The sequence below is a fragment of the Bradyrhizobium sp. Leaf396 genome (genome assembly GCF_001424605.1).
Classification (GTDB): Bacteria; Pseudomonadota; Alphaproteobacteria; order Rhizobiales; family Xanthobacteraceae; genus Bradyrhizobium; species Bradyrhizobium japonicum_C.
Genome location: NZ_LMQJ01000005.1, coordinates 26,322 through 50,974, shown reverse-complemented (window position 1 = coordinate 50,974; position 24,653 = coordinate 26,322). Strand labels below are relative to the sequence as shown.

Genomic DNA, 24,653 nt, shown 5'->3' with positions numbered 1-24,653 from the left:
GACCTGCAGGAAGCGGAAGCACATCAAGGCGGAGCCGAGCGGGATGGTGAGATAGACCATCCACATCGGCGCTTCGAGGTCGTTGGACTGTTGGCCGCTCTGCCACATGTGGCTGACGAAGGCGGCCCCGAAATAGCCCACGATGGCGGTGAAGAGCGCGCCGCACAGAAGGCCGAAGGTGATGACGCGCCGGCGCGAGCCGCCGGGAAGGAGGTTGACGAGCACGTCGACGCCGACATGGATACCGGTCCGCACGCCGTAAGCGGCGCCGAACTTCGCCATCCAGATGAACATGTAGATGCAGAGCTCCTGCGCCCAGGAAAGGTCGAGCGCGGCAAGCCAGACGAACACCGCTCGCGCCGGAACGGCAAGGAAGGCCAGGTTGCGGGCCTCCGCCCATTTGGCGATGTCGATGGAGAGCCCGGCGCCGTAGCGGTGCAGCACCGCAACGAAGATGAGCGACGTCGCCGCCGCGATCATCGTCGCGATCAGCCATTCCTCGAGATGATTGAGCACCCGGTTCAGCGCACGCAGCAACTTCGTCCCCCCAGCGTTTGGCTCGTCCATTCAAGAGCGCAACGGCCGGGAGTGCGATCACCCCCGACCGTTGGCATTGTTGTTAGGACGCGGCCCGTCAGTTCATCTTGACGTCGAGTTCCTTGGCGACGAGATCGAGCACCTCCTGCCCGACCCGCCCCTTTGCCCATTTATAGGTCGGCTGCATCGCTTCTTGCCAGGCCTTGCGGTCGGCATCGGTGAGATAATGCAGATTGGTCTTGCCCGTCTTCTTGATCTCGGCCAGGGCGTCCTCGTTCTCCTGGCGCGCGATCGAGTTGGTGTAGTCGGTCGCCTCCGCCATCGCCTTCTCGAGCTGGGCGCGGATATCGGGCGGCAGGCCGGACCAGAATTTCGAGTTGACGATGACCGCATATTGCAGATGCGCGTGGTAGGACACGGTGATGTCCTTCTGCACCTCGTAGAACTTCTGCGTCAGATAGTTGGATGCGGTGTTCTCGCAGCCATCGACCACGCCGGTCTGCAAGGCCTGGTAAACTTCCGAGAACGCCATGATCTGAGGGATCGAGCCCATGATGCGAAGATATTGGTCGGCCACCTTCGATCCGGAGATACGGAACTTGAGGCCCTGGAAATCGGTCGGCTTCGCCAGCGGACGGTTGGCGGAGAGCATGTGGAAGCCGTTGTCCCAATAAGCGAGGCCGATGATGCCCTTGGCCTCGAGCTTCTGGAACAACCACTTGCCGATCGTGCCCTTCATTGCGTTGGAATAGGTCTGGTCGTCCTTGAACAGCCAGGGCAGGTCGAGCGCCTCAAACTCCTTGATCCCGAGCGGGGCGAATTTCGCGGTTGACGGCGCGAGCATTTGCACCGAGCCGAGCTGCAGCGCCTCGATCTCCTCCTTGTCCTTGTAGAGCGTGGAATTCGGATAGACTTCGACCTTGACCTTGCCGTCGGTATACTTCTCCGCGAGCTCCTTGAATCTCAGCGCACCCTTGCCCTTCGGGGTGTCGTTGGCGACAACGTGGCTGAACTTTATGACGATGGGGCTCTGAGCCGCGGCGATGCCGGGCGTCAAGAGAACAGCCGCGGCGGCGACCGCAACAAGCAGCTTGCGCATGAAGTACCTCCCAATAGCCTCCGAAACCGGCTTCTTTTGTGTTTTTCAGGTCCGCAATGGCAGCAATCCGCTACCCGGACAGCGAGACCCAAGCCGAACTTGCCGCAGCCAAGCTAGCTTGGCGACCGCTATATGCGCAACCCGGCGTTCGCCCGCGTCCAATGGAACGAGCACTTATGCCGCATTGCGGCAGGGCCGTCAGCCTTTGCGCTGCGCAATCATGAAGAGACGGCGGAACGGGAAAAGCGTCTGTCCCGCCGCATTCTTCGGGTAGGCCTCGGCGACCCGCGCTCCATAAGCGGCCTCGAACGCGGCCTTCTCCTCGCCCTGCAGGACGTCGAGATAGCGTGTCAGCCAGGTCCCCTTGGTCCATTCCTTCACGGGGTTCTCGCCTTCGAGCACTTGAAGATATTCCGTCTCCCAGATGTCGATGTTGGCCGACATCGGCGCAAGCAGATCGTGATAGAAGGACGGCCCCTCGACGGGCGGCGGGGTGACGAGATGCTCGACCTTGGACCGCCACGGACCATTCAACGCCGTCTCGCCGATCAGCACATGCGAGGGCGCGGTGAAGTTGCGCGGCATCTGCACCGCGAGCATGCCGCCGGGACGCACCTTCTCCATGACCGACGGGAAGAGCGCCGCATGATTGGGCAGCCAGTGCAGTGCGGCATTGGAAAAGATCAAGTCATACTGCCCGGCGGGACGCCAATGGCCGAGATCCTGATGTGACCATTCCACGTCAGGCGCGGCCTTCCGGCCCGCGTCGACCATCTCGGCCGAGCCCTCGACACCGACCACGCGTGCATCAGGCCAGCGCTCCTTGATCAGCTTCGTCACGTTGCCGGCGCCGGCGCCGAGATCGGCGATCGCGCGCGGCGCAAAATCCGGAATCCGCATCAACAGATCGACGGCAGGCCGGAGCCGGTGGCCGGCGAACTTCAGATATTGCTGCGGATCCCAGACCATCGCTCGCGCCTTTTTCTTTCGTGTTTCCCTCACTGGGACTCTTGATTACCATTGCTCGTCCCCGCCGGGCAATTCACCCCGGCCGGGACAGGGCAGCAGCGCAACAGGCGAAAGCCAGGCAAGGAAGAAAGCGCGCGACCGGCCGGCCTTGATTCACGTTTCCAAACACTATTGCGCCGCACGAGGAGTTGAGGCATCGACAGCGTTGATCTGCATCAAGAGAACGGTGGAGCACTTGCAGGATCCTCGCTCGCCATCGGCGGGCCGACTCGAGACTGCCAGCATCCGGCTTGAGTGCTGGTCTGTCGGCGATAGCGCTGCCGGCGCATGCCGGTCGGAGCCGTGCGGTGACATTGCAGAGGCGGTCAGCATTCTACACCTCGTCACTATCCGCATGGCGAACGGCCCTTGGAGTGCGCGGTGAGCGGTTGGACGCGTTGGGTGCCGGGGATCGAGACGCTTCGCCACTACGAATCTGATTGGCTTCGGAACGACGTATTCGCAGGTCTCGTGCTGGCGACCATGCTTGTCCCGGTCGGAATTGCCTATGCCGTGGCGTCTGGCCTGCCGGGCATCCACGGCCTCTACGCAACCATCGTCGCTCTTCTGGCCTACGCGGTGTTCGGTCCGAGCCGCATCATCGTGCTCGGACCCGACTCGGCGCTGGCAGCTGTCATCCTCGGTGTCATTGCCCCCTTGTCCGGTGGTGATCCGGTCCGCGCCGCAATGCTTGCCGCCATGATGGCGCTCGTTTCAGGAGCTGTGCTCATCGTGGCGGGCATCGCGCGATTGGGCTTCGTAACCGAGCTTCTCTCGAAGCCGATACGGTATGGCTACATGAACGGGATCGCGCTGACCGTCCTGATCAGCCAACTGCCAAGGCTGCTCGGTTTCTCGATCGAGAGCGAAGGGCCGCTGAGAGGCCTGTGGGCGATCACCATCGGGATCAGCGGCGGCAAGATGAACTGGGCCGCATTCACAATCGGACTCGGCACGTTGATGGTGATCCTGCTGCTCAAGGATAGCAAACGACTGCCGGGAATCCTGATTGCCGTCGTCGCAGCGACCCTTGTCGTCGCACTATTTGATCTCGGAAGCGGTCATGGTGTGGAAGTCTTGGGCCCACTTCCGCAGGGTCTGCCGGCGTTCTCTATTCCCAGGATTGGTTACAGCGATCTGATCCCGGTGCTGACCGGCGGGTGCGCCATCGCTCTCGTTTCGTTCGCCGATACCAGCGTGTTGTCGCGAACCTACGCTGCGCGATTCGGCGATAAAGTCGATCCGAACCAGGAGATGGTGGGTCTCGGCGCGGCCAATCTGGCGACTGGTCTGTTTCAGGGCTTCCCCATCAGCAGCAGTTCATCGCGCACGCCAATTGCCGAGGCCGCCGGCGCGCGCACCCAGCTGGCGAGCATCGTCGGCGCGCTCGTCATCGCCTTCCTTCTGCTGTTTGCGCCGAATCTGCTGCAGCACCTGCCGCACGCCGCATTGGCAGCGGTGGTGATCTCAGCCGCAATCAGCTTGATCGAGATCAGCGATCTCAAGCGAATCTACCGAATCCAGCGCTGGGAATTCTGGTTGACTGTGCTGTGTTTCGTCGGCGTCACCGTGCTCGGCCCGATCCCGGGAATCGGCCTTGCCATCGCCGTGGCCATTGCGGAGTTTCTGTGGGATGGCTGGCGTCCGCACTCCGCGATTCTGGGGCGGGCACACGGCGTCAAGGGCTATCACGACATCACGAGATATCCCGATGCCCGGCTGATCCCGGGACTGGTCCTGTTCCGCTGGGATGCGCCGCTGTTCTTCGCCAATGCCGAGTTCTTCAAGGAGCGAATTCTGGCCGCCGTCGCGACATCGCCAACACCTGTGCGCTGGTTGGTCGTCGCCGCCGAACCGGTCACGAGCGTCGACGTCACCGCTTGCGATACCGTTGCAGAACTGAACGAGGCGCTCCGAGCCAGGGGCATCGAACTCTGCTTTGCCGAGCTCAAGGACCCGGTGAAGGACAAGCTGAAACGATTTGGTTTGTACGCCCAGGTCGGCGAGGCCCACTTCTTTCCGACCATCGGCTCAGCCGTTTCGAGTTACCTGGACACGAACAATGTCGCGTGGAGGGACTGGGAAGACGAGGTCGAGGTTGGTCGTAACATCGGATAGTGACGTCGAGCCGGCCACAGGCAACAAGCGAGTCATTGCTGAAACGTGCGGGCGCGCACTCCCAGGCTTCAGGGGAACATGGGCCCAATCCGGTCGTTGCTCCCGCTCCACTGGAGGAAAGTTCATGGCCAAGAAACCGCTCGCCGATACCTCAAGGGAAATGGCCGGAATCGACATCGCCATTCTCTCGACCCACGCCGAGAACGGCGAGATTGCGAACCGTCCGATGAGCAACAGCGGCGACGTCGCCTACGCCGGCACCTCGTATTACTTCACCTACGAACAGGCGCGGACGGGATCGGACATTCAACGAAATCCAAAGGCAGCGCTCGGATTCTCATCCGAGGCGGGGCTTTTCTCCAAGGGAATCTACCTCGCCGTTGAAGGCAGTGCCGAATTGATCCGGGACAAGACGGCCTTCCAGCAGCACTGGACGAGCGATCTCGACAAATGGTTCGACCACGGCATCGATACGCCCGGCCTCGTCCTGATCACGGTCAGAGCCAACCGCATGGCCTATTGGAAAGGTCGTGAAGAGGGGGAGGTCGAGCTCTGATCGGCCCCGGTCATGCGGCGAATTCTTGATTGGTTCTTCCGGAACCGCGAAACCGGCGCCATCACCATCGCCCAGTGGCCCAACCTCGTTCTGTGGATCGTCATCGTCGCGGGAATTCTGCTCTGGATATGGCCGTCCGCAGGCAAGGCCAGCCTCGCCTTGACGATCGTCGTGAAGGGCGGGCTCATCATCTGGGGCGCCGACGAGATCATTCGCGGCGTGAACCCCTGGCGACGCTGTCTCGGCGCTGCCGTTGTGCTCTATGAGCTCATGACGCTTCTGCCGTAAGGTCGTGAACATGTCTGCATGACCTGCAGTACCAGTCTCAGAGAAAGGCAGATCACCGTTCGCGGCTTGCTGTTCCCAGCACATCGTGCCGCCATGCACCTGGGCTGATGCCGGCAATTGCCGAGAAGACCCGCGTGAAGTGGCTCTGGTTCGCAAAGCCGGCAGAGATCGCAACCTCGGACAATGATGGGCCGGGCTCGCTCATCAGACGCTTTGCGGTTCTCACGCGATGATGCAGAAGCCAGCGATGAGGCGGCAGGCCGGTCGCCGCGCGAAACGCGCGTGAGAAATGGCTGACGGAGAGGCCTAGCTCCGCAGCGATCGCCTCCAATGGCAGCTTCCCGCTGAGATCCGCTTCGAGTTTGTCGCAGGCCCGCGCGAGCTGCCATGACGCAAGCGCGCCGCGGCTGCTCTCGACCTTGTTTCGAAAGCCGCCATAGGCTTGAGCGACGTGGGCGGCAAGCGCCAGCATGATGTGGTCGACGAAGAGCTGATTTGCCTCGTCCGGCCGCCGCAGTCCCTCGCGCAAGGAGGCGCCGATGTGACGAACGATGGCATCATCGTGCCCGATTGGGCTGCAGTCGAGCGTATCGATGCGCCGTGCGCCCGACTGATCAGCGAGACCATCGAGCGCGGAACGCGGCACGTAGAAGTGCAGAGAGTGGAATGGCTTGTTGATCAGGTAGCGCGGGTCGACCTTGAGATCATAGAGATACGTCGTGCCGGCGTGGACATCCGCCTTTTTGATGTGACGCCCCTGCTCCCAGATCTCGCACTCCGGATAGTCGCGCAGCTTCAGACTGACCAGATAGGCATCTTCCGCGGCGAACGAACCGGAAAGGCCCGGCACGGGACTGTCGTGGCGCGTTTCAGTGACCGCAATCTTGGTGCTGCGCAGCGACCCCGTCGTCAGAGTGGGAGGGGCTTCCTCCAGGCGAAGGAACTCTGCGAGCCGTTCACCGTAAGCGCCTGTCCTGGTCATCCTGTGTCTCTTCCGTCATGTCGAGGGAGCAGGCCACAGCAAGCTGCCATTACCAGAGCACTATATCGGGTATTGGCTCGTTGCTGTCCACGACCGGCGACGTCGCCCCGGAGCGGCTCGGTCCTTCGCCTCGACCGAGCGACGTCAGAATTGTCAGTTATTCCAAAGCGATGTGCCCGGACCCGATGGCTTGGGATGCCTGGAGAATAGAGGCGCGGACATCACGATTTTTCACAAACGCACGCGGACCGCGCGCTCCTCGTGTCCGCAGAGCAGGATCAGGCAAAACACGGCAGCAATAGGAAAGACGCAGATTTCCGCGCCGCCTAGAACCCGCAAATCTGCGGCATCGAACCTCGACGGATTGCCTTCGGACCCCGAATCCATCCGCCGAGCGAATATCACGGCACCGGCCGTTCGGCCCCGCTTCGCTGCGGCTGAAACCACGATCAAGAGGTCACGCGTCAGCGAGGCGCGCACACGAGCGAGAGTCCATGAGCAAGGTCGTCTTGCGCGAATCCGCGAATGACATCCTCGCCGCCCCTCGTGGGCAGCGGGACGTTGCCCTCGTAGGCGACCGGTCAGTTGCCGGTGAGGAGATGGCTCGCGTGCTCCGGACGGCTCCCTTTCGCATGGCGTTGGACTCCTCCGGCGCCGGAATTGCTCACTGGAAGCACGACCCATTGCACGATGTCGTCGAGCCCATGAGCCACCACGTCATCATGGCCTATAATGGCACGGTCCAGCGCATGGAGCGACGGTCCGGACGGTCGATCGCGATCGGGACGTTTCGTCCCGGCGTCGTCATCGTCATTCCGGAGGGATCGACCTCCCGATGGGACATCCCAAAACCCGTCGATGTCGTTCAGCTCTACCTGCCGCAGACAACGCTGAAGCGCGTGGCGGACGAAGCGGCAACCGGATCACCGACTGAACTCCTGGAGCGCACCGCGCATCCAGATCCCGTGACTTCCCGACTGTTGCTGAGTGCCGCGGATGTGCTGGAAGGGCACGAAGCGCTGGATACGCTCTTCAGGCAACAACTCATGGATTTGCTAGCGACACGTCTTCTGGCTGCGCACACCGGTTCGCCAAGCGCGATCGCGCCGACGAGGGGCGGATTGTCGCCTAAGACACTGCTTCGCGCAATCGAGCGGTTGCGCTCGGACAGTGATGCCGACGTCTCGCTCGCAGCTCTTGCTGCCGACGCCGGCTTGTCGCGCTTTCATTTCTGCCGTGCATTCAAGGACTCCACGGGACTGTCTCCCCATGCCTGGCTGCGTCAGCATCGGCTCGAGCAAGCCATGAACATGCTGCGCGACACCGATGCGTCAGTGGTCTCGATTGCGGCTACGCTCGGCTACTCCTCGCAGACCGCTTTTGCCGCCGCGTTTCGAAAGCTCACCGGGGAATCGCCGAGCGATTGGCGGCGACGCGCACGTTAGCAGCAATCGCGCTGCAATCGCCTCAATCGCGCTGGGGCATCGGCGCATGCGTTTCGCTAGGAATCATGGTGCCCGCACCTGAAACGGAAATGGCAAATGACCTTGATCAGCTCTGTCAGCCAGCTCGTGAGCACCTCGCGGCGAAGCATTCTCGCAACAACTCTCTTGTACGCGGCGGCATTGACTATCCGCTCCACCTCGGCAGTAGGCAACGACGTGGAGATCGCGGCCCTCTCGACCGGCAGGAACGACGGCACAGGTTCTGTCACCACCAGCGACGGCGCAAAGATCTTCTACAAGGACTGGGGACCGAAGTCCGCACAACCGATCGTCTTCCATCACGGTTGGCCGCTCAGCGCCGATGACTGGGATGCCCAGATGCTCTTCTTCCTCGGCAAGGGCTTTCGCGTGATCGCCCATGACCGCCGCGGCCACGGCCGCTCGAGCCATGTCGGCGACGGGCACGACATGGACCACTATGCGGCCGACGTCGCTGCCCTTGTCCAGCAACTCGATCTTCGCAACGCCATCCACGTCGGCCACTCGACAGGCGGCGGCGAGGCAGCGCGCTACGTCGCACGTCATGGCCGCGATCGCGTGGCCAAGCTGGTGCTCATCGGCGCTGTGCCACCCCTGATGCTCAAGACCGAGTCCAATCCCGGCGGATTGCCCCTTAAGGTCTTCGACGGCTTACGCGGTCGACTCGCAGCCAACAGGCCGCAATTCTATCATGAATTCGCGAGCGGCCCCTTCTACGGATACAATCGTCCGGGTGCCGAGCCTTCGCAGGCGACGATCTGGAACTGGTGGCGTCAAGGCATGATGGGTAGCGCCAAGGCCCATTACGACGGCATCAAGGCCTTCTCCGAGACCGACTTCAGCGAAGACCTGAAGAGCATCGCTGTGCCGACGCTCGTCCTGCATGGCAGCGACGACCAGATCGTCCCCGTCGCAGACTCCGCACCGCTGTCGGCCCGGCTTCTGAAGCACAGCACCTTGAAAATCTACGACCTGCTGCCGCACGGTTGTTGCACGACCCATCCCGACATCGTCAACGGCGACTTGCTCAGGTTCGTGACAGCGTAGCCTCGTCTTCATCGCAATCAACTCAAGGACCAGTCAACATGCGCATCGTCATCATTGGCGCCGGCTTCGCCGGCATGTATGCCGCCCTTTCCGCCGCCCGCCTGCGCGACATCCAGGGCGCTCCGCCCGACGAACTCGAGATCGCGCTCGTCGCGCCCGAGCCGACGCTGGTGGTTCGCCCGCGGCTCTACGAACCGAACCCCGAGACCCTGACGGCACCGCTGCAGGACGTTCTCGAGGCGATCGACGTCGTCTATGTCAGGGGTCATGCCGAGGCGATCGATACCAGGTCCAAAATCGTCGAGGTCGCTGCCGCGCAGGGCGCGCGCAAGAAGCTGTCCTACGACCGGTTGGTGGTCGCCACCGGTAGCCGGCTGTTTCGCCCGAACGTTCCCGGCCTCGCCGAGCACGGCTTCAGCGTCGACCAACTCGATGATGCGATCGCGCTCGATCGTCACCTGCACGGGCTGTCGAACCGTCCGGCTTCGCTGGCACGCAATACCGTTGTCGTCGCAGGGGGTGGATTCACCGGTATCGAGGCGGCAACCGAAGTGCCGTCGCGCCTGCACAAAATTCTCGGCAAGGACGCCCGGCTGCGCGTGGTCATAGTCGACCGCAATGAGACGATCGCCCCCGATATGGGCGCAGGGCCCCGGCCGATCATCGAGGAGGCGCTGCAGAAGCTCGGCATCGAGACCAGGCTCGGTGTCGGAGTGGCCTCCCTCGACAAGTCCGGAGTCACGCTCTCCAGCGGTGAACGGATCGAATGTGAGACGGCGATCTGGGCCGCCGGCATGCGCGCGGCTCCGTTGACGGCACAGATTCCGGCTGAACGCGACCAGTTTGGCCGACTGCTCGTCGACCGTGATCTTCGCGTTCCATCGGTAAGCGGTGTCTTCGCCACTGGCGATGCCGCGCGGGCCGCATGTGACGATGTCGGCAATTACGCGCTGATGTCGTGCCAGCATGCGACCCGGATGGGCGCCTTCGCTGGCAACAACGCCGCCGCCGAGCTGCTGGGCGTTCCGACCAGATCCTATCACCAGAAAGCCTACGTCACCTGCCTCGACCTTGGCGAAGCGGGCGCGCTGTTCACGCGCGGCTGGGAGCGCACGGTCGCGATGGTCGGCGATGTCGCCAAGAAGACCAAGCAGGAGATCAACACTGTCTGGATATATCCGCCCAAGGCTGAACGTGCCGCAGCCCTCGCCTCGGCCGATCCGGAGCGCGTCACCGCTCTTTAAGCAAGCTAGCCACCCCAGCCTTCAACAGGAGACTAGAATGAACCTGCACAACATCTCCATTGCATCGAAACCCGAAGAGCTCGTCCCGTCGCGCTATGCAGTGCGCATCGGCGACATCGACGTGCTGGTGATCAGCGACGGCGTGCTACCGCTGCCAACCGCCATGCTGGCGCACAATGCTGAGCCGGCTGCACGGGCCAGTTGGTTGAAAGACATGTTCCTGCCGCCGGACGCGTTCGACTGGGCCCTCAATGCGGTGATGGTGCGCAGCGGCGACCAAACCATCCTCATCGATGCCGGACTGGGGTCCGATCCGGACTTGCATTTGCCGCGCGCAGGCCAATTGATCAAGCGCCTGGAAGCCGCCGGCATCGATCTGGCATCGGTGACCGACCTTGTGCTCACCCACATGCACATGGATCACGTCGGCGGCTTGCTGGTCGAGGGCGTGAAAGAACGGCTGCGCAAGGATCTGCGGATCCACGTGGCGGCCGCCGAGGTCAAGTTCTGGGAATCTCCGGATTTCACTTACACGAACATGCCGCGAGGATTCCCGGATGCGCTTCGAGCCGCGGCCAAGCAGTTCGTTGGAATGTACGGCAGCCAGATACGACAATTCGACGAGCAGCACGAGGTTGCACCTGGTGTCGTCGCCCGTCGCACCGGTGGTCACACTCCCGGACACAGCGTGGTCCGCGTGGCCTCCGCCGGCGAGGCGCTGACATTTGCCGGCGATGCCGTGTTTGCCGTCGGGTTCGACCAGCCCGACTGGCACAACGGCTTCGAGCACGACCCTGAGGAGGCGGCGCGCGTTCGCATCCACCTCTTACGGGAGCTCGCAGAGAGCGGCGAGCTGCTGGTGGCCACGCACATGCCGTTCCCATCGGTCGGTCATGTTGCGGCCGCCGGCGACGCCTTCCGCTGGGTACCGGTCTTCTGGGACTACTGACCGCTATCCGACAGGCCGGACCGGAGCGCCCTCTCGGCTGACTGAGCTCGCGCTCCGGATCACAGCCCTCACGGCGGCCGGGACACCGACAATCGACCGCCGTGGCCTGCAAACTCGTCTTCAATCCAACCAATCGATGCGGTCCGCCGCGCAAGAGACCAGAACATGCAAGATCAAAAGGTCGTTGTCGTCACGGGCGGCACTTCAGGTATCGGACGGGCAGCGGCGCTGCGCTTCGCGAAGCAGGGCTACCGGGTGCTCATCACCGGCCGCCGGGCGGGCCTGATCGAGGAGACGATGCTGCAACACCCGGATATCGCGGGAATGACGGCGGATGCGGCGTCCGCCGACGATGCCCAGCGAACCGTTGCAAAGGCACTCGACAAATGGGGCCGCCTCGATGCGCTGGTCAACAATGCCGGCGCCGGCGCAATCTTGTCGCTTGCCGATGTCACTGCCGATCGCATCACAGATATCTCCGCCGTCAACGTGCTCGGTCCCAGTCTGCTCGCGTCCGCGGCACTTCCTCATCTCAAGGCCACGCGCGGCACGATCGTCAATGTCTCTAGCACTTTCGGGCACAAAGCGGCGGCAAGGCTATCTCACTACGCAGCCAGCAAAGCCGCCGTGGAGCATTTGACGCGGTGCTGGGCGCTGGAGCTGGCGCCGTTCGGGATCAGAGTGAACGCCGTCGCCCCAGGCCCGACGCAGACAGGCGCGCTGACCGGCATGATGGGATTGTCGGCTCAACAGGCCGCGGTGGTCGAGGAACAGGAGCGCGTCAGCATACCGCTCGGTCGCCGCGGCGCGCCGGACGATGTCGCTGAATGGATCGTCCAACTCGCCGGGCCCGCGTCGGCGTGGGTGACCGGTCAGGTGATCGCGATCGACGGCGGCCTGGGATTGGCATGATCCCGCGCGGCCAATGGCGCTGCCGGCGCCGATCGAATGGACAGGGTCGGGCGAAGCGAAACCCATCGACAGCTGCAACGTGACACATGATGGGCTCCGCAAGAGAATGCAGGCCTCTGCCCTACCGCTGCCAAGTCAACATCGTGCCAGTGTTTTGCCGAACAGGTCAAATTGTCCGGAACTGCGCGTGTCGTTGCAACCTGGCTCAAAAAAGCCTTTGCGATCAAAGGTCCTTCTACTGTGCATGGGGTTGTTTTCGAGTTTTGATCGATCGTCGTGACCAAGAACCTGTGCAGCCGACCCGGCTCGGTCGCCCTTCCCTTTCCGCGGCGTCCGGCATCGGCGCATACACAGCATGCACGCACGAGCCTGTGGCCGGCCGCCAAGCCGTAGTACACGGCGCATAGCCAACGCCGCCGGAGCAACGCGCCAGCGCAATGACAATCACGTTACCTGCTGCGGCGCGCGAGCCCGACCAGCCGACCGCCGACGGCCTTCCCACCGGGCAGCGGCGCTGGGCTATCGCCGCGATCTTCACGGCGCTCGCGATGGCCTCGCTCGACACCGCGATCGCCAACATCGCCCTGCCCGCCATCGCCGCCGATCTGCGTGTCACGCCGGAGCAGTCGATCTGGGTCGTCAACGTCTACCAGATCGCGCTGGTGGCGACGCTGCTGCCGCTCGGAGCGCTCGGCGAGATCGTCGGGCATCAGCGCATCTATCTGGGCGGCCTGATCCTGTTCACCGTCGCGTCGTTGTTCTGCTCGGTGGCATGGTCGCTGGACAGCCTGCTCGTCGCGCGCACGCTGCAAGGCCTGGGCGCGAGCGGCATCATGAGCGTCAACACGGCCCTGGTGCGCCACGTCTATCCGGGCCGGATGCAGGGCCGTGGCTTCGGCCACAACGCGCTGGTGGTCGCGACGGCGTTCACGGTCGGCCCCTCGGTCGCCTCCGCCATCCTCGCATTCGGGCCATGGCCGTGGCTGTTCGCCGTCAACATTCCGTTCGGGCTGATTGCGATCTGTATCGGCTTTGCGATGCTACCGAAGACGCCGCGCGCCGGTCACGGGTTCGATCTGCTCGGCGCGGTCCTCGCCGCCGCCTGCCTCGGCCTGTTCATCACGGGCATCGGCAGCGCCGCGCACAACCTCTCGCCGACCGTCGTGGGCGCCGAGTTGATCGCCGCCCTCGTGCTCGGCTTCATCCTGACGCGCCGCCATGCCGATCATCCGGCGCCGATGCTGCCGATCGACCTGTTCAGCCGGCCGATGTTCGCGCTGTCGGCAGCAACGGCCGTTTGCGCCTTCGCAGTCCAAGGTCTCGCCTTCGTCTCGCTGCCGTTCTATTTCGAGGACGTGCTCGGCCGCTCGCAGGTCGAGACCGGCTTCTTCATGACACCATGGCCGCTGGTGGTCGGCATCATGGCCCCGATCGCGGGGCGCCTGTCCGACCGCCATGCGGTCGGCCTGCTCGGCGGGATCGGCCTCGTGCTGCTCGGCGTCGGCATGGCGCTTCTCGCGATGCTGCCCCCCAATCCTGCGATTCCTGACATCATCTGGCGGATGGTGATCTGCGGGATGGGGTTCGGCTTCTTCCAGGCGCCGAACATGAAGGCGGTGATGTCAAGCGCGCCGCCGCACCGCAGCGGCAGTGCCTCCGGCATCGTCGCCACTGCGCGCCTGACCGGGCAGACGACTGGAGCCGCGCTCGCCGCCGCCTGCTTTGCGCTGGCCGGACACGGCGGCGCGACCTTGGCGCTGGCGCTCGGCGCAGGCTTTGCCGCGCTGGGCAGCGTGATGAGCTTCTTGCGGCTCGCGGTGAAGTAGGCCCGATCTGCGCGCTCCAGCGCCGGCCATCACGGCGCTTTCTGCGTGATGGGATGGCTCACGACGGACGCGGCATCGAGCGGCTCGCAAGTGATCGTCCGTTGAAACCTTGGCGGTCCCTTCCAGCCCGCGGTCTCGCTCAGCGGCACGAACGTACTTCCTTGCGGCTTCAGCACGATCGGCTCCGACTTCAAACAGAGATCTGGAAACGCGATGCCATGGCCCTCGCCTTGAATGAACCGCCCGACCAGCATCTGGGATGCCCGCATCCGCGTGGCCGGCGAGGCCCGCATGGTGCGCTCGGGGTCGAACGCGCGGTAGCACGGCCAATCGGTGCGGTCCGGTTCGAACTCGTAGACGATCCGGCATGCCGCTCCCGCCGATTTCACGAAAGGCGTATTCGAGGGGGCAGCGGCATCACGCTCGAATACCAAAGTCTGGAGCGTCAACGCCTCCGTCGTCGCGGAGAGGGGCTTGCCCGGTTCGGCCGCGATCTCTCCACGCGAGAACACGAGCCTGGTCTTGGGTCGCGCGTCGCGGGTCTCCACCACCAGCATCGGCCTCTGCGCCCAGGAGCGGTCCAGGTCCACTTCGCCGTTACTCATCATCAGCTGCACATTGCCGACGGAGGGGTTGTCCTTGGCGAAATCGATCATGCGAAGGTGCACGCTCGACTTCGTCGCCTCAAGGCTCAGGAATCGCAAATCGTCCACCTTGCGCGTGATCGGCATCATCGGATCGAAGCGATCGTCGATGTCGAACCGGACGATCTTCTTCAGCTTGGCCGAGAGGGGCCCTCGATCGACGGGCGGCGGTGCCACGTCGATCACCAGCAGCGCGCCGTCCGGCGAAAAGGTATTGCCAAAGGCGCGCTGCCAGGCCGCAGTCAGCGGCGAGTCCGTCCGCTGCGCGAGGTCCCGCGCGAAATAGATCTGCTGTCCCCGGCGAACCAGCGGAAAGTTCTGAAATGCACCGAGCCCCGCGCCGTCGCGGACCTCCGCTTCGGTGAAGGTGACGCATTTGGACCGGTCGTCGCCGGTCCCCTCGACCTTCCTGGACGCGGAACGCGAACAAAAGCTCAGATCGTGCTCCCTCGTCTTCTGCGGGCTGATCGACGTCGCATAAATGATGTCAGGACTGCCGGGTACTTCCATCGGAAGCGGAGAGCTCGCGAACATGTCGATCTCCACGCGGGTGAGCGATGGCCCCGCATCGACCGAGCAGAGATCCCGGATCGGTGAAGTATTGGTGAGGAGACGCGCAGCATCGGCGCCGACGATGCAGGATACGCTGTTCTCCGAGTTGTTCCGGCTCATCCAGATCAGATGGTCCCTGCCCGTTCCATCGACCAGGAGATGCGGAGCCGCGTGCCGCCGGCGAGGTGGCAACCAGACCGGCATGGTTTCCGTAAGCATGGGCACGCGCCTGAGCAGCACGTCCGGCAACCGCGTCACGCCGACCGAGCGCAGCTCAGCGCTGACGGCATTGGGATCGGTGGTCCAATCGAGAATGGGAACTTCCGCGCAGGTGATGCAGGTCACCGCAAGATTGGAACGAAGGTTCTCGAACATGAGAATGACCTGATCAGGGTCACCGGCGTATTTGGCCGGCACGATCGCCTTGAAGGGATGACCGACCACGCGGCTGACCTGAAACCCGTTCGACCGCGACGGGTCCGAGTCGAATTCGAAATAGGTCGATCGATCCCAGCCGCGATAGGCTTCGTAGCCTCCGAGGCTCACACCGGCCAGCACCAATTTGGAATCGGACTGACAGCGCGCCGCACCGCTGTCATGACTGCCGTTGCGAATGTAGACGCAGAGCCGAAAGGCCGCATTCTGCAGAATGCGATCGCAATCGTTCTGGTTATAGCCATAGGTCGCAAGGCCATGCCGATAGCACAGGTCGTGGAAGACGCAGGCCTGCCTGAAGCGCTGCAGGACGAGATGGCGCTTCTGGCGGGAATCCCCCTCGCTATCGAACAATATGTTGGCCCAGGGTGGCAGGCTGCAATTCAAGCCTTCGCCGCTGCCACCAATGGTGCTGACGACGTCCGGCCCCGATTGAAAGGCAGTGACGGTGGCGGGCATCTCACCGTCCGTGATGTCCTCGACGTTCTTGTAAATGGAATCGGTGATGTAGGAAGGCAGATAGGTGAGGACCAGCGCGGCCAGGACAATCAGTGCAATCGACCAGCGGACCACCTTCGTGACCATGGCTCAACCCCGCGAAAGCTAACCTGGCAATGACGTCAGTCGCAACGGCGCACGAACACAAAGCAGCGCGGGTCAGTTCAAATACCCCGCTCGGAACTTTTCCGGGCCCCGAAATCACGGCAGGCCCAATGTCGCCTCGATGACGATCAGCTTAGGCTTGTCCGGCTGTCAAGCGGGGATCTCACACATGACAACCAGTTTGGCCGCCGGCGCCTCAAGGCGCCGCCGGCGATCGCTATCGACTTTGCGGATGTCAGGCCAGATGTCGCTCTTCAGCCGGGCCTGCAGCCACGATGGGATTCGGCACGTGCCCGTCCAGCGCCGCCAGGCGCTCATCGATGGCCGCGATGACCTTGCGCGAGAACGGCCCGAGATGCGCATAGGCCGCGATCATCTGCACGGCAATGCGCGCAGATGAGGTGTCGCGCTTGGCGCAGTTCATGAAAGTCTGCCAGAGCGGCCCCCGCGCCTCGGGAAGGGCGGTGACCACCTTGTGCACGGTTTCCATCGCCCCGAGCTTGGAGCGGATATCTCCTTCGGCGAGCTCGGAACGCTGCCTGGAGCGGTCGAGCAGCGTCATCAGGCGGTCCACGCGTCCCGCATAGGCAGCCGGGCTGTAGACGTGCTCGAGCACCCGCTTGTAATCCATCAGAATGTCGCGCAACGGGCGGACCGGATCGAAGTTGATGCCGGCCGTGCACTGATCGGCGCCGATGGTCGGCGCCACGTCGTGGCCGGCATGCAGCCGCCCCTCACGCTCCAGCCGGCGCGTGAGCTGCGTGTTCGGCAACGCATAGAGCAGGCCGACCATGGCGACGGGAATCGCCGCCTCCTCGATGAATTCGATCATGGCCTCCGCCATCGAGACCTTCTCGTTGTCGAAGCCGACGATAAAGCCCGCGGTGACGAGCATGCCGGCGGCGTAGATCTTGTGGATGCTCTCGGCGATATTGCGCCGCGTGTTCTGCTTCTTGCGCATCGCGATGAGCGTCGCAGGGTCCGGACTTTCGATGCCGACGAAGATGCCGAAGAAATTGGCCGCGCCCATCAAATCCAAGAGTTCCGGATCGTCGGCCAGGTTGACCGAGGCTTCCGTGGAGAATTCGAAGGGATAGCCGTGCGTCCGCTGCCATTCTGCGAGTTGCGGCAGGAATTGCCGCAGCGACTTCTTGTTGCCGATGAAATTGTCGTCGACGAAGTCGAGATGGCCACGGTAGCCCATCTGGTAAAGCGTCTCGAGCTCCACGAACATCTGCTCGATCGTCTTGGTCCGCGGCACGCGCCCGTAGAGCTCGATGATGTCGCAGAATTCGCAGGTGAAGGGACAGCCGCGTGAATACTGCACGCCGAGATAGAGATAGTCTTCGAACTTGAGCAGATCGAAACGCGGCACCGGCGTCTTGGTGACGTCGGCCTGGAACTTCGGCGCGGTGAAGGTGCCGGAGCGCGCGCCGCTTTCCCAGGCCGCGATGAAATCGTCGATGACGCTCTCGGCCTCGCCGAGCACCCGGAAGTCGGCCCGTTCATAGAGATGCGGGCTCGACGTTGGATCGGGGCCGCCGACGACGACAGGCTTGCCGGCCGCGCGGCAGACCTCGATCAGGCGCAGCGTATCGGCCTGCTGCGGCATCATTCCGCCGGTGAAGACGACATCGGCCCAGGCGAGATCCTCCTCGCCGAAGGGTGCCGTGTTGCAATCGATCAGCCGGACCGTCCAGCTCTTGGGCAACATCGCGGCGACGGTGATCAGGCCCAAGGGGGCGGCGGGCCGCTTGACGCCCATGACTTTGCAGGATTCGCCGAAGGTCCAGAAGGACTCCGCCGAGAACAGCGGGTAGAGCATCAGTACGTTGCAGGGACTCGGCACGTTCATGGAACTCCTTTTGCGTCGGCGCAGTGTATCAAAGCGCTGGCGTCTTGCATCCCGGCAAAAGGGACAAACTGTCGCCGCTGCACCTGGGTGATCGGGTCGGGAACCCACCCCTTCGCGACCTGGCGTCGCCTAAAGCCGCGGATTGGCGTCCATGGAAGAGCCGCCAACCCGAATCGATAGCAAAGGGATGAGGCAAGACAGCGGCCCGGTCCATCCTTCCGCGCGGCCGGGCAATGCATTCCCGGCTACCCGCGGAGTGTTGATTTGAACGGCTCCAGGTTGCCGGACAGATTGCGCCCCTGAGTTCAATCGGTGGATTGGGCCAATCAGGGGACTTGCGATGGCAAACCTAACAATCAACGGAAAAACCTTCACCCTCGACGTCGAGCCGGATACGCCGCTGCTCTGGGCGATCCGCGAGAATGCAGGCCTGACCGGCACCAAATACGGCTGCGGCATCGCACAATGCGGCGCCTGCACCGTTCACCTCGATGGCGTGGCGATGCGCTCCTGTGGAATCTCGGTCAGCGAGGCCGAGGGCAAGAAGATCACCACGATCGAAGGGCTCGCATCCAGAGATTCGCTGCACAAGGTACAGGAAGCCTGGATCGCCCAGGACGTGCCGCAATGCGGCTATTGCCAGAGCGGCATGATCATGGCGGTAGCGGCGCTGCTGAACGAGAAGCCGAAGCCGACAGACGCCGATATCGACGAGGCCATCACCAATATCTGCCGCTGCGGCACCTTCCAGCAGGTGCGCGAGGCGATCCACATGATCGCAAGCGCGTAGGGAGCCGCTCATGAACAAGCACGTCTCTCCCAGGATGAACCGTCGCGCTTTCGTGATTGGAAGCGCCACCCTCGGTGCCGGCCTCGCAATCGGCCTCGACATTCCCTTCGGCGGCCCCGCCGTGGTGCGCGCCGCCGACGGCTCGCCGGAGATCGGCGCCTGGGTCGTGGTCAGGCCGGATGACACGGTAGTGATCCGCGTCGCCCGCTCCGAGATGGGCCAGGGTTCGCTCACCGGCCTCGCTCAGCTCGTCGCAGAGGAACTCGAATGCGACTGGACCAAGGTCACGACTGAATATCCGACTCCCGGCCAGAGTGTCGCCCGCAAGCGCGTCTGGGGCGATTTCTCGACCGGAGGCAGCCGCGGCATCCGCTCCTCGCAGGACTATGTTCGCAAAGGCGGCGCAACTGCGCGCGTGATGCTGATCCAGGCCGCCGCCGATGCGTGGAAAGTGCCGGCGTCCGAGTGCACGGTGTCCAGCAGTGTCATCACCCATACGCCGTCGGGCCGGACAACGACCTACGGCAAGGTCGCAGAGGCCGCCGCCAAGCTGGCTCCGCCGCCGGATGTCAAGCTGAAGGATCCGAAGGACTGGAAGCTGATCGGCAAGGGTGTGAAGCGGCTCGACACCGTCGACAAGACCACCGGTGCCATGATCTACGGCGCCGACGTCAAGCTGCCCGGCATGCTCAATGCTGCGATCAAGGATTGCCCGGTGTTCGGCGGCAAGCTGAAGAGCTTCGACGAAGCGAGGATCGCCGGCATGAAAGGCGTCAAGAAAGTGGTCAAGGTCGGCGATACCGCGGTCGCGGTCGTTGCCGATACCTGGTGGCACGCCAAGACCGCGCTGGACGCGTTGCCGATCGCCTGGGACGAGGGCGATAACGCCAAGGTCTCCAGCGCGTCGATCGCGAAGTGGCTGGCCGAGGGCCTCGAGGATTCGCAGCCGGCCTATGTCGGCAACAAGAACGGCGATGCCAAGGCGGCGATCGCCAGCGCAGCCAAGAAAGTGGAAGCCGTCTACTCCTATCCCTACCAGAACCACGCCACCATGGAGCCGATGAACGCCACCGCGCTCTATACGGCAGACAAATGCGAGGTCTGGTGCGGCACGCAAAATGGCGAGGCGGCCTTCGCGGCTGTGCTGGAGGCGTCCGGCCTTCCGGCCGAGAAGTGCGACGTGCACAAGGTGATGCCGGGCGGCGGCTTCGGCCGGCGTGGCCAGACCGACTATGTCCGCCAAGCGGTCATGATCGCCAAGCAAATACCGGGCACGCCAATCAAGCTGTTGTGGTCACGCGAGGAGGACATGGCGCAGGGCCGGTATCACCCGATCAGCCAGTGCAAGATGACGGGCGCGCTCGATGCCAACAATAATCTCGTTGCGCTGCACTACCGCCTGTCCGGGCAATCGATCCTGTTCTCGCTTCGCCCGGAGGCGCTGCAAAGCGGAATGGATCCCATCGCATTCCAGGGCGTGGCCCAATCCGGAGAGGCCGCGTTCGGCTATTCGGTGCCGAACCTGCTGATCGAGCATGCGATGCGCAACCCGCACGTTCCGCCCGGTTTCTGGCGCGGCGTCAACGTCAATCAAAATGCGATCTACATGGAATGCTTCATGGATGAGCTGGCCCATGCCGCAGGCCAGGACCCGCTCGAGTTCCGCCGCAAGCTGATGGGCAATCACCCCAAGCACCTTGCGGTGCTCAATGCCGTGGCCGAGAAGATCGGCTGGGACACGCCGGCGCCGCAGGGAGTCTATCGCGGCATCGCGCAGGTCATGGGCTACGGGAGCTATGTCGCGGGCGCCGCCGAGATCTCGGTGACAGATGGCAGCAAGATCAAGGTGCATCGCATCGTCGCCTCCACCGACCCCGGCTACGTCGTCAACCCGGCGCAGGTGGAGCGGCAGATCGCGGGATCCTTCGTCTATGGCCTCTCCGCGCTGTTCTACGGCGGCTGCACCGTCAAGGACGGCAGGATCGAGCAAACCAACTTCGACACCTACAACTCGATGCGCATCAGCGAGATGCCGAAGGTCGAATCGGTGATGGTGCCGAGCGGCGGGTTCTGGGGCGGTGTCGGCGAGCCGACCATCGGCGTCGCGGCCCCGGCGGTACTCAACGCGTACTTCGCGGCGACAGGCAAGCGCATTCGCTCGGTGCCGCTGCGCGACCAGAACATCACCTTCGCATAACAAGAGCTGCGGCGGCCACGACGGGCCGCCGCAGCATTTTCCGGACAAGGCTCATGAATGCGCCGGTGACACGACGGAATGCCGTCCTCGGCATAGCCGTCGCGGCCACATCGCTCGCCGCGCCTTCGATCCTGCGCGCGCAACCGGCGGGCCGGATCGTCGTAGTGGGCGGCGGCTTCGGCGGCGCGGCTTGCGCCCGCGCGCTCAAGCGCGCCGATCCAAAATTGGTGGTCACCCTGATCGAGCCGAACGAGACTTTCATCTCGTGTCCGTTCAGCAACGAGGTGATCGCGGGATTGCGCGAGATCGAGGCGCAACAATTCGGCTACGGCAGGCTCGCCGCCGAAGGCATCGCCGTCGTCGTTCAGGCGGCCAAGATGATCGATCCGCACAAGCGGATCGTGACCACGTCAGATGGCGCCGCGCTGACATATGATCGCCTCATACTCTCGCCCGGCATCGATTTCCATCTCGATGCCCTGCCCGGCTATGACGACGCCGCATCGAAGACGATGCCGCACGCCTGGAAGGCTGGCGCGCAAACGCTTCTGCTGCGCAGGCAATTGGAGGCGATGGCGGACGGCGGCACCGTCGCCATCGCAATCCCGGCCAATCCCTCCCGTTGCCCGCCCGCGCCGTACGAGCGCGCCAGTCTGATCGCGCATTACCTGAAGACGAAGAAGCCGCGCTCGAAGGTTCTGATCCTCGATGCCAAGGACAGTTTCTCCCAGCAGCGGCTATTCGAGAAGGCGTGGAAGGAGCTCTACGGCGACATGATCGAGCGCGTCGCGCTGTCGCAAGGCGGCCGCGTCACCTCGGTCGATCCCGCGACAAGAACCATCGTCACGGAGTTCGGCAACTACACCCCCGATGTCGCCAACGTCATCCCACCGCAACGCGCGGGACGCATCGCCGGGATCGCGGGCGCTGCGGATGCGACCGGCTGGTGCCCGATCGATCCTGTCACGTTCGAGTCGAAACTTGTCCCGAACGTCCACGTCATTGGCGACGCCTGCCTCGGCGGCGGCGTTCCCAAGTCGGCCTCCGCTGCGAGCTCGCAGGGCAAGGCCTGCGCTAACGCGATCGTCGGCCTGCTCGCCGGTCGTAAACCGGAGGCGCCACGACTCACAGGGGTCTGCTACAGCACCGTCGCGCCCGGCTACGGCTTCTCGCTCGCGGGCAACTACCAGCCCAGGGGCGACATCTTCGCCGAGGTCGAAGGCGGCGCTACCAGCCCGGTCGAAGCGCCGCGCGAGCTGCGCGCCCGCGAGTCGGCTGAAGCCGAGCGCTGGTTTCAGACCATCACGGCGGAGACGTTTGGCTAGTACATGATGAGACGAGCACGTCGGCATGAACGCGGTGCGCCCCCTCCCCCGCCTGCGGGGGAGAATTGGGGAGAGGGTGTCTCCGTTCGCGAGACCCCCCAAGAGGAAACAACCCTCACCCTCGCCTTCCGCTCGACCTCTCTCGCAAGCGGGAGCGGTAAGTGGAGTTCGCGGCGCCCCCATGCATCCCGTCCGATATCCGCGATTGCCGTATTCATTGCAGCCTGCCTCACACTGTCATCGACCAAGGCGGCGGAACTCGTCCCCTACACAATCGTCGACGACGGCATTCCAGCCTCACTCACAGGCTCCCCCGGCGACGCCGCACGCGGCCGCGCTCTGGTGCTCGCGCGCGCCACGACCTGCATCCTCTGCCATTCCGGTCCGTTTCCGGAAACGCGGTTCCAGGGCGATCTCGCGCCCGACCTCGCCGGATCCGGGAACCGATGGACTGAGAGCCAGTTGCGGCTTCGACTGGTCGATGCCTCGAGATTGAATTCGGACACCATCATGCCGTCCTATTATCGCAAGGACGGCCTCGTCAGGGTCGGACGTAACTTCGCCGGCAAGCCGATCTTGTCGGCTGCGGAGATCGAGGACATCGTGGCCTTTCTTGCAACGCTTCGGGACTAGGATTGCCCATGCCGACCACGCGACGACGATTCCTCAGCCTTGCCGGTAGCGTGACGGCCGCGGGCACGATCCCGATCGTCACCCTGCGGCCGGTCGAAGCGACGCCGGCCATGCTCACCGCCGCAATCCGCAACGTCGTCGGTGAGGCGCAGTTGCGCACCGGCAAGGTCAAGCTCGACATTCCGCCGCTGGTCGAAAACGGAAACACCGTGCCGATGACGGTGAGCGTTGCGAGCCCGATGACCGCGGACGATCACGTCAAGTCCATCCACATCTTCAACGAGAAGAACCCCCAGCCGAATATCGGCAATTTCTATCTTGGCCCCTCCTCCGGCCGAGCCCAGGTCTCGACGCGCATTCGGCTCGCCGACACCCAGAAGGTCGTTGCAATCGCGCGTCTCTCCGACGACACGTTCTGGCAAACCGCCGCCGACGTCGTCGTAACGTTGGCCGCCTGCACCGAGGAGATGAACTGATGGCCGCCCTCATCAACGTTCCGGCCAAAGCCAGGCGCGGCGACATCATCGAGATTCGCACGCTGACCTCGCACATCATGGAGACAGGCTTCCGCCACACCGTCGATGGAAAGCTGGTGCCGCGCGACATCATCACGACCTTTGCCTGCCGTTACAACGGCACGGAGGTTTTTCGAGCTGATCTGTTTCCGGCGATCGCGGCGAACCCATATTTGTCGTTCTTCACGGTGGCCAAGGAGAGCGGCAAGCTGGACTTCGAGTGGGTCGGCGACAACGGCTATTCGTCGACTGCATCGGCGTCGATTATTGTCGAATGAGCCTCCGGCGCGCGATAGCGGCGGCCACATTGTTCGCCGCAGCTCCTGCCCTGCTCGCTGGTGAAATTCCACCGGATGCACGCCGCTCCGGCTACGCCTTCATGGGCCTGGAGACGCGCGCCATGCAGGATGACGACACCAGCAACCCCGGCATGCTGTTCGTGCTCGACGGCGAAGCGCTCTGGACGAAGAAGACAGGGGTGGCTGACAAGGCCTGCGCGGATTGTCATGGCGATGCGCGCAGCAGCATGAAAGGCATTGCGGCTCGCTATCCCGCCTTCGACAAGGCGCTTGCGCGCCCCGTCGCGCTCGACCAGCGCATCAATCTCTGTCGCACCAATCATCAGCAGGCAACGCCGCTGCCTCACGAGAGTCGCGACCTTCTGGCGCTGTCCGCTTTCGTCGCCCATCAATCACGTGGCACTCCGATCAGCGTCGGCGAAGACCCCCAGGTAAAACCCTTCATCGACCGGGGCCGCGCGCTTTTCACACAGCGGCAGGGCCAACTCAACCTCGCCTGCACCAACTGCCACGACGACAACTTCGACAAACGTCTTGCCGGTGCGCCGATCACGCAAGGACAGCCGACGGGCTATCCGCTCTACCGGCTGGAATGGCAGACGCTGGGATCGCTCGAGCGGCGGCTGCGCAGCTGCATGACCGGCGTCCGCGCCCAAGCCTATGACTACGGCTCGCCCGAGTTGGTCGCGCTCGAGCTCTACCTCATGTCGCGGGCGCATGGCCTGCCAATGGAGACGCCGGCGGTACGTCCCTGA

Annotated in this window: 21 protein-coding genes and 1 pseudogene; 16 read left to right on the top strand and 6 right to left on the bottom strand. The window is 63.7% G+C overall.

Annotation, left to right across the window (positions count from 1 at the left end; translation table 11 throughout):
• The 3 genes and pseudogenes from ASG57_RS39805 to ASG57_RS06900 all read right to left on the bottom strand — a co-directional run.
• Positions 1-480, bottom strand: a pseudogene (locus tag ASG57_RS39805) (TRAP transporter small permease); the annotation flags it as partial.
• Positions 481-634: 154 nt separating this feature from the next.
• A complete protein-coding gene (locus tag ASG57_RS06905) occupies positions 635-1,636 on the bottom strand; it encodes a DctP family TRAP transporter solute-binding subunit (RefSeq protein ID WP_024340165.1) in 1,002 nt (333 codons plus the stop codon).
• 198 nt (positions 1,637-1,834) lie between these two features.
• A complete protein-coding gene (locus ASG57_RS06900) occupies positions 1,835-2,605 on the bottom strand; it encodes a methyltransferase domain-containing protein (RefSeq protein WP_024340166.1) in 771 nt (256 codons plus the stop codon).
• Between the two features lie 420 nt (positions 2,606-3,025).
• Here ASG57_RS06900 and ASG57_RS06895 point away from each other — a divergent pair, with 420 nt between their 5' ends.
• The 3 genes from ASG57_RS06895 (at position 3,026) to ASG57_RS06885 (ending at position 5,606) form a co-directional block, all read left to right on the top strand.
• Positions 3,026-4,762, top strand: coding sequence for a SulP family inorganic anion transporter (locus ASG57_RS06895; RefSeq protein ID WP_024340167.1), 1,737 nt, complete (start codon positions 3,026-3,028; stop codon positions 4,760-4,762).
• A 124-nt stretch (positions 4,763-4,886) separates the two neighbouring features.
• On the top strand, positions 4,887-5,318 hold the full coding sequence (locus tag ASG57_RS06890) for a pyridoxamine 5'-phosphate oxidase family protein (RefSeq protein WP_024340168.1): 432 nt from the start codon (positions 4,887-4,889) through the stop codon (positions 5,316-5,318).
• Positions 5,319-5,330: 12 nt separating this feature from the next.
• Positions 5,331-5,606, top strand: coding sequence for a hypothetical protein (locus ASG57_RS06885; protein WP_024340169.1), 276 nt, complete (start codon positions 5,331-5,333; stop codon positions 5,604-5,606).
• Positions 5,607-5,658: 52 nt separating this feature from the next.
• On the opposite strand, the gene ASG57_RS06880 is transcribed toward ASG57_RS06885, so the two are convergent.
• Positions 5,659-6,588, bottom strand: a complete 930-nt coding sequence (locus ASG57_RS06880; protein WP_024340170.1) for a helix-turn-helix transcriptional regulator — start codon at positions 6,586-6,588, stop codon at positions 5,659-5,661.
• Positions 6,589-7,082: 494 nt separating this feature from the next.
• Between ASG57_RS06880 and ASG57_RS06875 the strand changes: the two genes are divergently transcribed.
• From ASG57_RS06875 to ASG57_RS06850, 6 genes are all read left to right on the top strand, one after another.
• Complete coding sequence (locus ASG57_RS06875; protein WP_057195971.1) at positions 7,083-8,033, top strand: helix-turn-helix transcriptional regulator; 951 nt, start codon at positions 7,083-7,085, stop codon at positions 8,031-8,033.
• A 96-nt stretch (positions 8,034-8,129) separates the two neighbouring features.
• Positions 8,130-9,119, top strand: coding sequence for an alpha/beta fold hydrolase (locus tag ASG57_RS06870; protein ID WP_024340172.1), 990 nt, complete (start codon positions 8,130-8,132; stop codon positions 9,117-9,119).
• 38 nt (positions 9,120-9,157) lie between these two features.
• On the top strand, positions 9,158-10,363 hold the full coding sequence (locus ASG57_RS06865; protein ID WP_024340173.1) for an NAD(P)/FAD-dependent oxidoreductase: 1,206 nt from the start codon (positions 9,158-9,160) through the stop codon (positions 10,361-10,363).
• Between the two features lie 37 nt (positions 10,364-10,400).
• Complete coding sequence (locus ASG57_RS06860) at positions 10,401-11,312, top strand: MBL fold metallo-hydrolase (RefSeq protein ID WP_024340174.1); 912 nt, start codon at positions 10,401-10,403, stop codon at positions 11,310-11,312.
• A 165-nt stretch (positions 11,313-11,477) separates the two neighbouring features.
• Positions 11,478-12,224, top strand: coding sequence for an SDR family NAD(P)-dependent oxidoreductase (locus ASG57_RS06855; RefSeq protein WP_024340175.1), 747 nt, complete (start codon positions 11,478-11,480; stop codon positions 12,222-12,224).
• Between the two features lie 437 nt (positions 12,225-12,661).
• The gene (locus tag ASG57_RS06850) at positions 12,662-14,050 is read left to right on the top strand and encodes an MFS transporter (protein WP_024340176.1); all 1,389 of its coding nucleotides are present in this window, start codon (positions 12,662-12,664) and stop codon (positions 14,048-14,050) included.
• Positions 14,051-14,079: 29 nt separating this feature from the next.
• On the opposite strand, the gene ASG57_RS06845 is transcribed toward ASG57_RS06850, so the two are convergent.
• Complete coding sequence (locus tag ASG57_RS06845) at positions 14,080-16,266, bottom strand: hypothetical protein (protein ID WP_024340177.1); 2,187 nt, start codon at positions 16,264-16,266, stop codon at positions 14,080-14,082.
• Positions 16,267-16,519: 253 nt separating this feature from the next.
• Positions 16,520-18,139: a B12-binding domain-containing radical SAM protein gene (locus tag ASG57_RS06840; protein ID WP_024340178.1), complete on the bottom strand. Its 1,620-nt coding sequence runs from the start codon at positions 18,137-18,139 to the stop codon at positions 16,520-16,522.
• A 340-nt stretch (positions 18,140-18,479) separates the two neighbouring features.
• On the opposite strand from ASG57_RS06840, the gene ASG57_RS06835 reads away from it, so the two are divergent.
• The 7 genes from ASG57_RS06835 to soxA all read left to right on the top strand — a co-directional run bounded on the left by ASG57_RS06835 (position 18,480) and on the right by soxA (position 24,653).
• On the top strand, positions 18,480-18,929 hold the full coding sequence (locus ASG57_RS06835; RefSeq protein WP_024340179.1) for a (2Fe-2S)-binding protein: 450 nt from the start codon (positions 18,480-18,482) through the stop codon (positions 18,927-18,929).
• Positions 18,930-18,939: 10 nt separating this feature from the next.
• On the top strand, positions 18,940-21,126 hold the full coding sequence (locus ASG57_RS06830) for a xanthine dehydrogenase family protein molybdopterin-binding subunit (protein ID WP_057195970.1): 2,187 nt from the start codon (positions 18,940-18,942) through the stop codon (positions 21,124-21,126).
• A 53-nt stretch (positions 21,127-21,179) separates the two neighbouring features.
• Positions 21,180-22,451 carry an NAD(P)/FAD-dependent oxidoreductase gene (locus ASG57_RS06825; protein WP_024340181.1) on the top strand — a complete coding sequence of 424 codons (1,272 nt, stop codon included), beginning with the start codon at positions 21,180-21,182 and terminating at the stop codon, positions 22,449-22,451.
• A 195-nt stretch (positions 22,452-22,646) separates the two neighbouring features.
• On the top strand, positions 22,647-23,084 hold the full coding sequence (gene soxX, locus ASG57_RS06820; protein ID WP_024340182.1) for a sulfur oxidation c-type cytochrome SoxX: 438 nt from the start codon (positions 22,647-22,649) through the stop codon (positions 23,082-23,084).
• Positions 23,085-23,092: 8 nt separating this feature from the next.
• On the top strand, positions 23,093-23,560 hold the full coding sequence (locus tag ASG57_RS06815; protein ID WP_024340183.1) for a SoxY-related AACIE arm protein: 468 nt from the start codon (positions 23,093-23,095) through the stop codon (positions 23,558-23,560).
• Positions 23,560-23,877 (top strand): thiosulfate oxidation carrier complex protein SoxZ, encoded by a 318-nt coding sequence (gene soxZ, locus ASG57_RS06810; RefSeq protein ID WP_024340184.1) that lies wholly within the window; start codon positions 23,560-23,562, stop codon positions 23,875-23,877. The genes ASG57_RS06815 and soxZ overlap by 1 nt, the downstream gene beginning before the upstream one ends.
• A complete protein-coding gene (gene soxA, locus ASG57_RS06805) occupies positions 23,874-24,653 on the top strand; it encodes a sulfur oxidation c-type cytochrome SoxA (protein WP_057195969.1) in 780 nt (259 codons plus the stop codon). Before soxZ ends, soxA begins: the two co-directional genes overlap by 4 nt.